Here is a 12,980-nt window from a genome sequence, read left to right as displayed (position 1 = left end):
GCACTGTCACCGGGCGTCCGCCGTGCGGATGGCGCGGCTCACGTCCTCGCCGCGGACCGCGCCCCTTCCCCGTCCCGCTCCCCCGCCCCGCCGCCGTCCCGCCCGCCGCCCCGGCCGCGGTCCGCGTGCTTGTCCGCCCGGTGGACGAGAGCGACCGCGGCGAGGGCGACGCAGAGGCCGACGGCGGTGCGGACGCCGAAGGGCTCGTGGAACATCAGGGCACCCCAGACGGCCGTGACGGGGGCCATGAGGAACATCAGGGTGTTCACCTCGGTCACTCCCGAGCGCCTGAGCAGGATCCAGTAGAGCCCGTAGCCGCCGAAGGTGGACAGCGCCACGAGCCATGCGATCGCGGCCCAGAAGGACGGTTCGGCGGGCGGCCGGGCGGCTCCCGTGCCGGTGGCGAGGGCGGTGAAGACGAGGGCGCTGGTGAGGCAGTGGGTGGTCATCGCCGCGTCGGGCGCGACGGTGGTGCGGGAGCGGCCCTCCAGGAACGTGGCGGCCACCAGCGACAGCATGCCGAGGAACGGTATGAGGTAGGCCCACCAGGCCACGCCGGTGCGGGCCGCGGCGTCGGCCGTGGTGACGAGGACGACGCCGCCGAGGCCCAGGCAGAGGCCGAGCCACTGCCGTGGCGAGACGTACTGCCGCAGAACGGGTCCGGCGAGCGCTCCGGCGACCAGGGGCTGGACGCCGTCGATCAGCGCGGTGGTGCCGCTGGAGACCCCGAGCTGGATGGCGTAGTAGACGGTGAGCAGGTAGCCGCTCTGCGAGAGCAGCCCGATCGCGGACTGCCGGGCCACGTCCCGTGCGGTGAGCCCGCGCCACGCCCCGCGGGCGAGGGAGACGGCGCCGAGGACGAGGGCGAGGGGCAGGAATCGCCACATCAGGATCGTGACCGCGGTGGCGCTGCCCGCGCCGAGCTTGGCGCCGATGAACCCGGAGCTCCAGCAGAGCACGAAGGCGGCCCGGAGCAGGACGTTCACGTCGGCCTCCCGTCGTCGGTCCCGGCCTTCACGGACCGAGACTAAACAGATCTGTCTACTCCCTGGCCCGCAACTATACAGGTCGGTATAGTCGCTGTCGTGAGCACTGTGAGCGAACCGCGTCGGATCACCAAGACGCCCGCCGCCCTGCGCGTCCTGGCGGCCGCCGAGAGGCTGTTCTACGCGCGCGGCATCCATGCCGTCGGCGTGGACCTGATCGCGGCCGAGGCCGGGGTGACGAAGAAGACGCTCTACGACCGGTTCGGCTCCAAGGAGCAGATCGTCGTGGAGTACCTCGCGGGCCGCGACGAGCGCTGGCGGGCCTTCCTCGACGAACTGCTCGACGCCGCGCCCGCGGAGCCCCGGGCGCGGGTGCTGGCCGTCTTCGACGCCTCGCTCGCGTGGACCCGTTCCCAGGAGTCCCAGGCCAAGGGGTGCGGCATGGTCAACGCGCACGCCGAGATCAGCGACGCCTCGCATCCGGCGTATCCGATCATCATCGGACAGAAGCAGTGGATGCTCGCGCTGTTCACCCGCCTCGCGGAGGACGTCGTGCGAGGCGGGGCGGAGGCCGCCGAGCGGGCGGTGTCGCTGGGCCGGAGTCTGATGCTGCTGCACGAGGGGGCGTTCGTCGCCCACGGCCTGGGCATCTTCCCCGACCCGCTCGGCCGGGCGCGCGCCGAGGCCGAGAGACTCCTCACCGAGGCGGCCGGGGCCTGACGCGCGGGTGCCGCCTCGGCGGATCCCCGCGCGCGGGGCCCCCGCGGCGATGTGCGGTGTTCAGTGGCTCGCGGTGAGTTCCCCGCTGAGCCGGCCGTGCAGCCGGGCGCTGGAGCCGTTCAGGCCGATGATCTCCACGGTCTTGCCCCGCTGGGCGTACTTGGTCTCGATCGCGTCCAGGGCGGCGACGGAGGAGGCGTCCCAGACGTGCGTGCCGGTGAGGTCGATGACGACCCTGTCGGGATCGCCCGCGTAGTCGAACTGCCCGACGAGGTCGTTGGACGAGGCGAAGAAGAGCTGACCGGTGACCGCGTAGACGACCTGGCCGCCCTCGGGGTCGGTGACGGAGGTGACCTCGGTGAGGTGGGCGACACGCCGGGCGAAGATCACCATCGCGGCCAGGGAGCCGACGACCACGCCGATGGACAGGTTGCCGGTCGCCACGACGACGATGACGGTCACCACCATGACGGCGGTCTCGCCGACCGGCATCCGGCGGAGGGTGGCGGGCTTGAGCGAGTGCCAGTCGAAGGTGCCGACGGAGACCAGGACCATCACGGCGACCAGGGCGGCCATGGGGATCCGGGAGACCACGGGGCCCAGCGCGATGCACAGCACGAGCAGGAAGAACCCGGCGAGGAACGTCGACAGCCGGGTGCGCGCCCCGTTCTTCACGTTGATCATGGTCTGGCCGATCATGCCGCAGCCGCCCATGCCGCCGAAGAACCCGGTGACGATGTTGGCGATGCCCTGGCCGACCGCCTCGCGGGTCTTGTCGGAGGGGGTGTCGGTGAGGTCGTCCACCAGCTTGGCGGTCATCATCGACTCCATGATCCCCACGAGCGCCATCGCGAAGGCGTAGGGGGCGATGACGGTGAGGGTGTGCGTGGTGAACGGCACGTCGGGGAGGCCGGGCACCGGCAGGGAGGACGGCAGCCTGCCCTCGTCCCCCACGGTCGGCACGGCGATCCCGGCGGCGACGGTGAGCACGGTCAGGATGACGATCGACACCAGCGGCGCGGGCACCGCCTTGGTCACCCGGGGGAACAGCAGCATCAGCGCCAGACCGCCGGCGACGAGCGGGTAGACCGGCCAGGGCACGTCGCGCAGGTTGGGGATCTGGGCGGTGAACAGCAGGATGCCCAGGGCGTTGACGAAGCCGACCATCACGCTGCGGGGCACGAACCGCATCAGCTTGGCCACGCCGAGCGCGCCGAGCACGATCTGGAAGACGCCGGCGAGGATGACGGTGGCGATCAGGTGACCGAGGCCGTGCTGGCGGACGACGGGGGCGACGACCAGGGCGACGGCTCCGGTGGCCGCGGAGATCATCGCGGGCCGGCCGCCGACGAAGGCGATCACCATGGCCATGGTGCAGGCGGCGAACAGGCCGACCTTGGGGTCGACACCGGCGATCACCGAGAAGGAGATCGCCTCCGGGATGAGGGCGAGACCGACGACGAGACCGGCCAGGGCCTCGGTGCGGAACACGGCCGGCGAGAGCCAGACGGGACGGCCGGGGCGGCGCGGCAGCCGTGCGGAGCCGGACGGGGCGAAGGACGCGGGACTGGGCAAGGAGGGCGGTACCTGTCGTGCTCGGGCGCACCCGCGCGGCGGCAGCCGGGGGCGGCGGGGGACGGACGCGGCGGGCCGGGGGGCGGCGGGCCGCGGTCGGCCCGTCGGGGCACGGGCCGTTGGCGACGTGGGGAACCGGCGGCACGGGAGCGTCCGCGCGGTCCGCCCGCGGTTCAGGACCGGTGCGTCACGGCGGGCAGGCGTCGGCGCCGGGCGTCATCGGCTCGCGCACGCGTCTCTCCCGCGGGACTCGGCTCTCGTTCGCCGGGAGCGGCATCGGCCCCGGCCTCGGCAGCGGCGGAGCCGTGACGGCGCCCGTGCCGCGCACGACACTCGGGGCCCGGCCCTCACCAGCCCGCAACTCTACCCCGACGTCGGGGTGTACCGAGGCGGGAGGGCCGGGCCGCGGCACCGCCGGGCGGGCACGGACCGGACGGGCACATGGACGCGAAGCACTCCCCCGGGGAACGCAAGGAGTGCGTGCGGCGGCTGCGGGGCTTCGAGCGAGCCACCGGTGAGCCCGTGGCCGGTCTGCGGCTCCGGCCGGCCCGCGGCGCCGGCCGGTGCGGCCGGAGGAGTGCGCGGCGACGCCGCGGGAGCGGGAGCGGCCGGCCGGGGGCGGGAGCCGTAGCGGCCGGGCTCCCGCCGGGTCGGACCGCCGTGAGGCCGCGTCAGGCCGCCGTGAGGGCGTGCAGAACGGTGGTGACGGCATGGGGCGGCGGGCCCGGGAGGCGGGCCGCGAGGATCCGGCGGACCTCGGGGGGCGCCCCCTCGACGTGCAGCAGGCTCACGCCGGGCGGCAGCACGGGCCCCATGAGCCGGGGAACGGTCGTGACGCCGCATCCGGCGGCGACCAGCCGGAGCTTCGTCAGCCAGTCCCGTGCGGTGTGGACGACGCGCGGGCGGCCCGGCAGCCCGGGCCACACCCCGAGCAGGGGTTCGGCTCCGGAGGAGGGCGAGGCGATCCAGGGGGCGTCGACGAGCTCCCCGGTGCGCACCGCGGTGCGGCCGGCGAACACGCCGGTCGTGGGTGCCGCCACGCACAGTTCGGTGTCCGCGATCGTCTCGACGTGCAGCCGGGGGCTTTCGCCGTCCGAGGGCCGGTGCGGCGGGCGGGAGGTCAGCACGGCGAGGTCGAGCGAGCCGGCCCGCAGGGACCGGATCAGGCTGGGCGTGGTGCCCTCACGGGTCGTCACGGCGATGCGGGGGTCGCTCGCGGCGAGCGAGGTGAGCGCCGCGGGCAGGAGCAGGGCGCCGCCGCTGGGGAAGATCCCCAGCCGTACGGGTTCCGGCCGGGACGCGGGACCCGTCAGGTCCTGTGCGGCCTCGTCGAGGCAGGCCAGGATGGTGCGGGCGTGCCGCAGCAGGGTCAGTCCGGCGGGGGTGAGCCGCACTCCGTCGAAGTGCCGTTCGAACAGCGCCGTGCCCGCCCCGCGTTCGAGGGCCGCCGCCTGCCGGGAGATCGCCGACTGCGTGTAGCCGAGCCGGGCGGCGGCCGCGGTGAAACTGCCCGACTCGGCGACCTGGCGCAGCACCCGCAGCGCCGTGGTGGAGAAGTCCATGCGTCCTACGCATACCAGATATGCGGGACTGTCGCTTCACGCATGCCCCCCGCGCTCCTAGTCTCGGCAGGGATCGAGCAAGGAGAAAGACGATGCGAGCAGCGGTTCTGGTCGAGTTCGGCGCCCCTCTGGCGGTGCGGGACATACCCGCCCCGACGGCGGGCGGCGGCGAGGTGGTGGTCGAGGTCCTCGCGGCCGGCGTCGCCCCCTACGCCGAGGACGTGTTCAGCGGCCGGCGCAGGTACCCGCTGGTGCCCCCGGTGGTGCCGGGCATCGGCGGGGTGGGCCGCGTGGTCCACGTCGGCCCGGACGCCACCCGGCTGCGCGTGGGCGACCTGGTGTGGTGCGACTGCACGGTGCGGGCCCGGGACGACGCGCTGACCCCGGACATCACCCTGCAGGGATGGAGCGCGCGCGGCGAGGGCGGGGCCCGGCTGGCCGAGCACCTGCACGACGGGGCGTACGCCGAGCTGATGCGGGTGCCGACGGAGAACGTGCACCCGCTGCCGGACGCGGCGGGGAAGGACCCGGCGCGCTGGTCGGCACTCGCCCTCTACGTGATCCCCTACGGGGGTCTGCTGGCGGGCGGTCTGGAGGCGGGCGAGACGCTCCTGGTGAGCGGGGCGACCGGCAACCTGGGCAGCGGCGCGGTCGCCCTGGCGCTGGCGATGGGGGCGGGCCGTGTGGTCGCGCCGGGCCGCAACCGGGCCGCGCTGGCCCTGCTCGCCGACCGGTTCGGCTCCCGGGTCCGCCCGGTGGAGCTGACCGGCGACGAGAGCGCCGACCGGGCGGCGATGGCCGAGGCCGCCGGAGGTCCGGTCGACATGGTGCTGGACCTGCTTCCGCCCTCCGCGCCCAGCACGGCGGCCCGGACGGCGGCCATGACCGTCCGGGAGTACGGGCGCGTCGTCCTCATGGGCGGCGTCGGCATGCTCGGCGGGCCGGAGTTGGCCCTGCCCTACCCCTGGCTCATGCGCAACTCGGTGACGGTGCGCGGGCAGTGGATGTATCCGCGCTCCGCCAACGTCGGCATCATCCGGCTCGCCGCCTCGGGAGCGCTGGACCTCTCCGGCGACCGGGTGCGGACCTTCGGTCTCGAGGACGTCAACGAGGCCGTCGCGTACGCCGCCGCGCACCCGGGTCCCTTCGACCGCACGGTGCTGATGCCGGGCTGAACCCCGGCCGCGCCGGATCCGTTCACAGGTGTCCGGTCAGGAACTGGACGGCCAGGCCGGTGGCGGTGACCACCAGCCACAGACAGCCGCCCAGCAGCAGGGGCGCGGGTCCGGTCCGGCGCAGCCGGGCGGGGTCGGTGGACAGGCCGATCGCGGAGAGGGCGAGTGTGATCAGGAACCCGGCGAGGGCGCCCAGCGGGCCGTGGGCGGCGGCGGGCAGGAGGCCGGCGGTGTGGGCGGCCGCGAGGGCGAGGAAGCCGAGGAGGAACCACGGCACCAGCCGGGTGATCCGCACGGGGGCGGGCCGCCCGAGGCCGCTGCCCGCGTCCGCCTCGCCCTCCGGACCGGCACCCGTGCTCCCCTCGGCCTCCGCCCGTCCGGCCCGGCGGCGGGCGAGGGCGGCGAGGCCGAGGCAGATCGGGACGATCATGAGAGTGCGCGCCAGCTTGACCACCACCGCCTGGTCGGTCGCGTCGCCGCCGTACGCCCTCGCGACGGCCACCACCGAGGACATGTCGTTGACGGCGGTGCCCGCGAAGGTGCCGAAGGCGTGCGGGTCCATGTCCAGCAGATGTCCGAGGAGGGGGAAGACCAGCACCGCGGCGATGTTGAAGACGAAGATCGTGGAGACGGCGTAGGCCACCTCCGCGCCCGCCGCGCCGACGACCGGCGTGACCGCCGCGATCGCGGAGGCCCCGCACACCCCGGTGCCCACGCCGATCAGCGTGCGCAGGTCGCCGAGGACACCGAGCCGGCGCCCGATCCACTGGGCCGCCACCAGGCACACCGTGAGGGTCACGAGCGTGACCGGCAGCGAGTCCGCCCCGGCCCGCAGCACCTGGCCGAGGGAGAGCCGCGCGCCGAGAAGCACCACCGCCGCCTGGAGCACCCGGCGGCCGGCGAAGTCGACTCCCGGCCGGGTCCGCTCCCCCGGGCGCGCCGCGACCGCCACCAGCACGCCGAGCGCGATCCCGGCGACCGGCCCGCCGACGACGGGGAGGAGCCGCCCCACGGCGGTCGCGGCGGCGGCCACCGCGAGGGCGAGCGCGAGGCCGGGCAGCTGGGCGGCGGCGCGCGGGGCGGAGCGCCGTGGGCTCCCCCGCACCAGAAGGCGCCGCGGGCGGGCGGGTCCGGCCCCGGCGTTCCCCCGGGGTGCCTCGGCCGGAGGGGAGGCGCTGATGTCCTTCATGATCACCACTGTGCGCGCGCCCCGGCCCGTCCTGTAGCCCCCGATCACGGGGGAGCTCATAGCGCAACTGCATGACCTGCTCATACGCTGGCGCTGTGACAGACGCTCCCGTCCCCCGGGACACGCCCCTTCCGCCGCGCACTCCCGATCTGGAGTCCCTGCGGCTGCTCGTCCTGGTCGCGGAGCTGGAGAGCCTCGGCCGGGCGGCCGGGCGGCTGGGGATCTCGCAGCCGTCCGCGAGCCGCCGGCTGACGACGCTCGAACGCGGGCTCGGTCTGGTGCTGGTGGACCGGACCCGGCGCGGCTCCCGGCTGACGCTGGCCGGACGGGTCGTGGCCGGGCACGCCCGGCGGGTGCTCGACGAACTGGACGACCTCCTGGCCGGGGCGGGCCGGCTGCGCGACCGGCGGGAGGCGGAGCTGCGGGTCGCGGCGAGCCTCACGATCGCCGAGTACCTGCTGCCCGCCTGGATCGGCGAGCTGCGGGCCCGCCGCCCGGAGCTGTACATCGGGCTCCGGGTGACGAACAGCGCGCACGTGCCCGAGCTGGTGGAGTCGGGCGAGGCGGACATCGGGTTCATCGAGGGGCCGCATCTGGCCCGGGTGATGTCGACCCGGCAGGTGGCCGAGGACCGGCTCGTCGTGGTGGCCGACCCCGGTCATCCGTGGGCGCGCCGCCGGGAACCGCTGACGGCGCGCGAGTTGTCCCGTACGCCGCTGGTGCTGCGGGAGAGCGGGTCCGGCACCCGGCAGACGCTCGACCGCGCCCTGCACCTGGCGGGCTGTTCCCGCGCCCGGGCACTGGTGGAGCTGGGGTCGACCACGGCCGTGCGCGGCACGGTGGTCGCCGGCACCGGTCCGGCCGTCCTCAGCGAACTGGCGGTGCGCCGGGACCTCGACGACGGTCTGCTGATCGCCGTCGAGGTGGCGGGCGTCGACCTCACGCGTGAACTGCGCGCGGTCTGGCCCACCGGGCGGCGTCTGGTGGGCCCTGCGGCGGAGCTGGTCGCGGTGGCCCGCCGGACGCGGACCGCCCGGCGCGCGGCGGGGCCGTCGGCGGGGTGAGCGCGGTCGAGGGCCGGCCGCGGCTCAGGACAGCGACCGGTGGGCGCTCTTGAGGTAGTCGCGGAAGCGTTCGACATCGGCCGGGGCGAGGTCGTGGACCATGCGGTCCTCCAGTGCGCGGGCCGGTTCGGCGTACCGGGCCAGCAGCCGGCGTCCCGCCTCGGCGAGCAGGATGACCTTCTCCCGGCCGTTGCGGGGGTTCGGCTCGCGCCGGACCAGGCCCCGGGTCTCCAGGGCGCGGACCATGTCGGCCATGGACTGGGCGGTGACGAACGAGTCCCGGGCGAGCTGCGCGGCGGACACCCCGTCGCGCCGCTCCAGCACGGTCAGCGCGGTGTACTGCAGCGCGGTGACCCCGGCCGGTTTGAGGAGCTCCTCCAGCCGGGCGCGGACGACGAGTTCCGTGCGCTTGAGCAGATAGAGCAGTGAGGGGCTGGTCTCCACGCCGTCCGCCGTGGCGGACGGGCCCGTCTCCGTCATGCCGTGCCTCCCCTGGCAGCCGACCTGCCTCGTCCCCTAGGGCCTCTCGTTCGGATCGTTCCGGCGTCGCGGGCTCCGGCACGCGCTCCCCCACTGCCCTGAGCGGGCGTGGGGGCGCCCCCGGCGGCGTTGCCGTCGGTCGCCGGGGCTCCGCTCGGGTCGGTCGAAGGCGCACCGCGCCTCCCGGCCGGCCCGATCCGAACGACGGACCCCAGCGACGCGCGACGCCCACCCTAAGGCATTGACAGGATTCCTGTTGAACGAGAACACTGAGCGAACCAACAGGAATCCTGTCGATCAACCGGTGGGCGGCCGCCCTGTTCGGCACCCCCGCACACAGGAAGAGGAACAGCCATGGATCTGCACGGGAAGGTCGCCGTCGTCACCGGGAGCGGGCGCGGTCTCGGGCTCGCCTACGCCCGGGCCCTCGCCGCGGCCGGCGCCGCCGTCGTGGTCAACGACGTGGACGCCTCGGCGGTGGACACCGCCGTCGCCGGCATCACGCGGGAGGGCGGCCGGGCCGTCGGCCTCGTGGCCGCCGTGGGTGACAGCGAGGCCGCCGAGCGGCTGACGGAGACGGCCGTGCGGGAGTTCGGGAGCCTGGACGTCCTCGTCACCAACGCCGGCATCCTCCGCGACCGGGTGCTGTGGAAGATGACGGACGAGGACTTCGACGCCGTCGTCAGGGTCCATCTGCGCGGCACCTTCACCTGTGCTCGCGCGGCGGCCGTGCGGATGCGCGAGCAGGGCACCGGAGGACGGATCGTCCTGATCGGCTCCCCCGCCGGCCAGCGCGGCAACTTCGGGCAGACGAACTACGCCGCCGCCAAGGCCGGCATCGTGGCGATGGCGCGGACCTGGGCGATGGAGCTGGCCCGGGCCGGCGTCACCGTGAACGCCGTCGTCCCGGTCGCGGCCACCGAGATGACCAAGACCATCCCGGTCTTCGCGCCGGTGCTGGAGGAGGCCGAGCGCACGGGCGCCCCGCTGCCGGACTGGCTGCGCAAGGACGAGGGCCTCGGTACCGTCGAGGACGTGACGGGCCTGATCACCTTCCTCGCCTCCGACGCGTCCAAGGACATCACCGGCCAGGCCATCGGCGTCGGCGGCGACCGCCTGGCCCTGTGGTCCCACCCCGCCGAGAAGGCGGTCGCCTTCGCCGACGGCGGCTGGAGCGCGGAGACCATCGCCGAGCGGTGGCACGAGGGCGTCGGCGCCGAGCCCGCGACGTACGGCATCCCGGCCCCCAAGGCCCCGGAGGCATGAGATGAGCGACCCGGTCATGGACGTCGGCGCGCTGACCGCCATCGACGTCCACACCCATGCCGAGATCTCCCGGTCCGGCCACGGAGCCCTGAGTCCCGAGCTGTTCGGCGCCTCCGAGGAGTACTTCAAGGCGCACGGCCACCGGCAGCCGAGCATCGACGAGATGGCCACGTACTACCGCGAGCGCCGGATGGCGGCCGTCGTCTTCACCGTGGACGCCGAGCACGCCACCGGGCACCCGCGCATCTCGAACGAGGAGGTCGCCGAGAACTGCGCCGCCCACTCCGACGTGCTCATCCCGTTCGCCAGCGTCGACCCGCACAAGGGGCGGGCGGGGGTCCGCGAGGCCCGCCGGCTGGTGACGGAGCACGGGGTGCGCGGCTTCAAGTTCCATCCGAGCATCCAGGCCTTCTCCCCCGACGACCGCATGGCGTACCCGCTGTACGAGGCGATCGAGGAACTCGGGGTGCCCGCCCTGTTCCACACCGGGCAGACCGGCATCGGCGCCGGGGTGCCCGGGGGCGGTGGCATCCGGCTGAAGTACGCCAACCCCATGCTCGTCGACGACGTGGCCGTGGACTTCCCGGAGCTGCGCATCATCCTGGCGCACCCGTCCTTCCCCTGGCAGGACGAGGCCCTCGCGGTCGCCACGCACAAGCCGTACGTGTACATCGACCTCTCGGGCTGGTCGCCGAAGTACTTCCCGCCGCAGCTCGTGCGGTACGCCAACTCGCTGCTCAAGGACAAGGTGCTCTTCGGGTCCGACTATCCGGTCATCACACCCGACCGCTGGCTCGCCGACTTCGAGAAGCTCGACATCAAGCCCGAGGTGCGGCCCAGGATCCTCAAGGACAACGCCGCCCGCCTGCTCGGCCTGACCGAGGACTGAGGGAGACGCCGTGTTGAACCAGGGAATCGGTTCCTGGCCCGCGCGCCGGGCCCGCAAGACTCCGCGGCGCACGGCGATCGTCCACGAGGACACCCACCTCACCTACCGCGATCTGCACGAGCGGGTGCTGCGTCTGGCGCACGCGCTGCGCGCGCTGGGCGTGGCCCGCGGGGACCGTGTCGCCTACCTGGGCCCCAACCATCCCTCCTTCCTGGAGACCCTGTTCGCGACCGGTGTGCTCGGCGCCGTCTTCGTGCCGCTCAACACCCGGCTGGCCGCGCCGGAGCTGGCGTACAACCTGTCGGACTCCGGCAGCACGGTGCTCGTGCACGCCGCCGGGCACGCCGGGACGGCCGCGGCGGCCGGCGCGGAGGCTCCCGCCCTCCACCGCATCACCCTCGGGCCCGCCGCCGAGGACGCCCTCGGCTACGAGGAACTGCTGGCCGGCGCGCCCGCGGACCCCCTCGACGAACCCGTCGGGCCGGACGAACCCTGCATGATCATGTACACCTCGGGGACGACCGGCCGCCCCAAGGGGGCGGTGCTCTCCCACGCCAACATCACCTGGAACAGCGTCAACGTCCTGGTCGACACGGACCTGGCGGGCGACGAGGTGACCCTGGTCGTCGCCCCCCTCTTCCACACGGCCGGGCTCAACATGACCTGCCTGCCCACCCTCCTCAAGGGCGGCCGGGTGGTGCTCCACGGGGCCTTCGACGCCGGGCATGTGCTGGAGGCGGTCGCGGCCCACCGCGTGACGTACATGTTCGGCGTGCCGACGATGTACGACGCCATGGCCGCGCACCCGCGCTGGCGGGACGCCGACCTCTCCAGCCTGCGCTCGGTGAGCTGCGGCGGGGCTCCGGTCCCCGCGCGCACCATCGAGACCTACCTCGCGCGCGGGCTGGCGTTCAGCCAGGGCTACGGCATGACCGAGGCCTCCCCCGGCGTGCTCTTCCTCGACCGGGAGGAGGCCACGGCCAAGGCCGGTTCGGCCGGGGTGCCGCACTTCTTCACCGACACCCGGGTGACGGCCCCCGACGGCGGCCCCGCCGCGCCCGGCGAGAAGGGCGAGATCCTGGTCCGGGGTCCGAACGTCATGTCCGGGTACTGGGGCCGCCCCGCGGACACCGCGGCGGCCTTCACCGAGGACGGCTGGCTGCGCACCGGTGACGTGGCGCGGACGGACGAGGACGGCTACGCCTACATCGTCGACCGGGTCAAGGACATGTTCGTCTCGGGCGGGGAGAACGTGTACCCGGCCGAGGTGGAGGACGCGCTGCTCGGTCACCCCGCCGTCCGCGAGTGCGCGGTGATCGGTGTGCCCGACGCCGTGTGGGGCGAGGTGGGCCACGCGGTCGTCGTCCTGGAGCCCGGCGCCGACGCGGGCGCCGACGGCGCGGAGATCCTCGGCCGGCTGCACGGCCGGCTCGCCAAGTACAAGATCCCCAGAACCGTCGCGTTCGTCGACGCGCTGCCCCGCACGGCCTCGGGGAAGATCGTCAAGTCGGCCGTCCGCGGGGCCCACGCCCCCGGTTCCCGACCCTGACTCCCCCACCTTTTCCCTCCGCTTCCCCCTACCGAAAGGCAGAACGCCATGCCCACCACCGCCAAGGGTCTCGACGGCCTCCTCGCCCTCGCCGGCCGCGATCTCGGCCGCACCGAATGGCTGGAGATCACGCAGGACCGGGTGAACACCTTCGCCGACGCCACCGGCGACCACCAGTGGATCCACACCGACCCCGCGCGCGCCGAGAAGGGCCCCTTCGGCGGGCCCATCGCCCACGGCTACCTCACGCTCTCCCTGATCATCCCGCTGTTCGGGGACCTCCTGGAGATCGAGGGCACCTCCATGAGCGTCAACTACGGCCTGGAGAAGGTGCGGTTCCCCAGCCCGGTGCCGGTCGGCTCACGGATCCGCCTGCACGGCGCCGTCGACTCCGTCGAGGAGGTCAAGGGCAACGGGGTGCAGATGGTGCTGACCTTCACCGTCGAGGTCGAGGGCAGTGCCAAGCCGGCGTGCGTGGCCCAGGCCGTGTACCGGCACTACGCCTGAGGGCGCCCGGCTCCGGCA

At 74.3% G+C, this 12,980-nt stretch carries 12 protein-coding genes; 7 read left to right on the top strand and 5 right to left on the bottom strand.

Going from position 1 to position 12,980, the window contains the following annotated elements:
- Nucleotides 1-38 precede the first annotated feature (38 nt).
- The gene (locus tag OHB09_RS32210; RefSeq protein WP_191853765.1) at nt 39-986 is read right to left on the bottom strand and encodes a DMT family transporter; all 948 of its coding nucleotides are present in this window, start codon (nt 984-986) and stop codon (nt 39-41) included.
- A 99-nt stretch (nt 987-1,085) separates the two neighbouring features.
- Here OHB09_RS32210 and OHB09_RS32205 point away from each other — a divergent pair, with 99 nt between their 5' ends.
- Complete coding sequence (locus OHB09_RS32205) at nt 1,086-1,706, top strand: TetR/AcrR family transcriptional regulator (RefSeq protein ID WP_191891620.1); 621 nt, start codon at nt 1,086-1,088, stop codon at nt 1,704-1,706.
- Between the two features lie 60 nt (nt 1,707-1,766).
- On the opposite strand, the gene OHB09_RS32200 is transcribed toward OHB09_RS32205, so the two are convergent.
- Nucleotides 1,767-3,281 carry a SulP family inorganic anion transporter gene (locus OHB09_RS32200; protein WP_328922953.1) on the bottom strand — a complete coding sequence of 505 codons (1,515 nt, stop codon included), beginning with the start codon at nt 3,279-3,281 and terminating at the stop codon, nt 1,767-1,769.
- 671 nt (nt 3,282-3,952) lie between these two features.
- Complete coding sequence (locus OHB09_RS32195; protein WP_191891622.1) at nt 3,953-4,843, bottom strand: LysR family transcriptional regulator; 891 nt, start codon at nt 4,841-4,843, stop codon at nt 3,953-3,955.
- 92 nt (nt 4,844-4,935) lie between these two features.
- Here OHB09_RS32195 and OHB09_RS32190 point away from each other — a divergent pair, with 92 nt between their 5' ends.
- Nucleotides 4,936-6,018: an alcohol dehydrogenase catalytic domain-containing protein gene (locus tag OHB09_RS32190; RefSeq protein ID WP_176945070.1), complete on the top strand. Its 1,083-nt coding sequence runs from the start codon at nt 4,936-4,938 to the stop codon at nt 6,016-6,018.
- A 22-nt stretch (nt 6,019-6,040) separates the two neighbouring features.
- Here the strand turns inward: OHB09_RS32190 and OHB09_RS32185 are convergent, their stop codons facing one another.
- On the bottom strand, nt 6,041-7,207 hold the full coding sequence (locus OHB09_RS32185) for a YeiH family protein (RefSeq protein WP_328922952.1): 1,167 nt from the start codon (nt 7,205-7,207) through the stop codon (nt 6,041-6,043).
- Nucleotides 7,208-7,278: 71 nt separating this feature from the next.
- Here OHB09_RS32185 and OHB09_RS32180 point away from each other — a divergent pair, with 71 nt between their 5' ends.
- Nucleotides 7,279-8,271 (top strand): LysR substrate-binding domain-containing protein, encoded by a 993-nt coding sequence (locus tag OHB09_RS32180; protein WP_349411061.1) that lies wholly within the window; start codon nt 7,279-7,281, stop codon nt 8,269-8,271.
- Between the two features lie 24 nt (nt 8,272-8,295).
- Here the strand turns inward: OHB09_RS32180 and OHB09_RS32175 are convergent, their stop codons facing one another.
- Complete coding sequence (locus OHB09_RS32175) at nt 8,296-8,751, bottom strand: MarR family winged helix-turn-helix transcriptional regulator (protein ID WP_093595037.1); 456 nt, start codon at nt 8,749-8,751, stop codon at nt 8,296-8,298.
- A gap of 354 nt (nt 8,752-9,105) precedes the next feature.
- Here OHB09_RS32175 and OHB09_RS32170 point away from each other — a divergent pair, with 354 nt between their 5' ends.
- From OHB09_RS32170 to OHB09_RS32155, 4 genes are read left to right on the top strand one after another with little or no spacing between them, the layout of a single operon-like run.
- Nucleotides 9,106-10,017, top strand: a complete 912-nt coding sequence (locus tag OHB09_RS32170; RefSeq protein ID WP_328922951.1) for an SDR family oxidoreductase — start codon at nt 9,106-9,108, stop codon at nt 10,015-10,017.
- A gap of 16 nt (nt 10,018-10,033) precedes the next feature.
- Complete coding sequence (locus OHB09_RS32165) at nt 10,034-10,906, top strand: 4-hydroxyphenyl-beta-ketoacyl-CoA hydrolase (protein ID WP_006140243.1); 873 nt, start codon at nt 10,034-10,036, stop codon at nt 10,904-10,906.
- A gap of 10 nt (nt 10,907-10,916) precedes the next feature.
- Complete coding sequence (locus OHB09_RS32160; RefSeq protein WP_328922950.1) at nt 10,917-12,455, top strand: acyl-CoA synthetase; 1,539 nt, start codon at nt 10,917-10,919, stop codon at nt 12,453-12,455.
- A 48-nt stretch (nt 12,456-12,503) separates the two neighbouring features.
- Entirely contained in the window at nt 12,504-12,962 is a 459-nt protein-coding gene (locus OHB09_RS32155) for a MaoC family dehydratase (RefSeq protein WP_191853758.1), read from the top strand.
- Nucleotides 12,963-12,980 lie beyond the last annotated feature (18 nt).

Source organism: Streptomyces griseoaurantiacus (assembly GCF_036189845.1).
In the GTDB taxonomy this organism is placed as follows: Bacteria; Actinomycetota; Actinomycetes; order Streptomycetales; family Streptomycetaceae; genus Streptomyces; species Streptomyces griseoaurantiacus.
Note: the sequence above shows the minus strand (reverse complement) of the source record. Positions and strands in the feature narration are given on the sequence as shown.

Excerpts from the sequence above, each read along its gene's own strand:
- OHB09_RS32195 (WP_191891622.1), bottom strand. The coding sequence starts at position 4,843 with ATGGACTTCTCCACCACGGCGCTGCGGGTGCTGCGCCAGGTCGCCGAG.
- OHB09_RS32190 (WP_176945070.1), top strand. The coding sequence starts at position 4,936 with ATGCGAGCAGCGGTTCTGGTCGAGTTCGGCGCCCCTCTGGCGGTGCGG.
- OHB09_RS32185 (WP_328922952.1), bottom strand. The coding sequence starts at position 7,207 with ATGAAGGACATCAGCGCCTCCCCTCCGGCCGAGGCACCCCGGGGGAAC.
- OHB09_RS32180 (WP_349411061.1), top strand. The coding sequence starts at position 7,279 with ATGACCTGCTCATACGCTGGCGCTGTGACAGACGCTCCCGTCCCCCGG.
- OHB09_RS32175 (WP_093595037.1), bottom strand. The coding sequence starts at position 8,751 with ATGACGGAGACGGGCCCGTCCGCCACGGCGGACGGCGTGGAGACCAGC.
- OHB09_RS32170 (WP_328922951.1), top strand. The coding sequence starts at position 9,106 with ATGGATCTGCACGGGAAGGTCGCCGTCGTCACCGGGAGCGGGCGCGGT.
- OHB09_RS32165 (WP_006140243.1), top strand. The coding sequence starts at position 10,034 with ATGGACGTCGGCGCGCTGACCGCCATCGACGTCCACACCCATGCCGAG.
- OHB09_RS32155 (WP_191853758.1), top strand. The coding sequence starts at position 12,504 with ATGCCCACCACCGCCAAGGGTCTCGACGGCCTCCTCGCCCTCGCCGGC.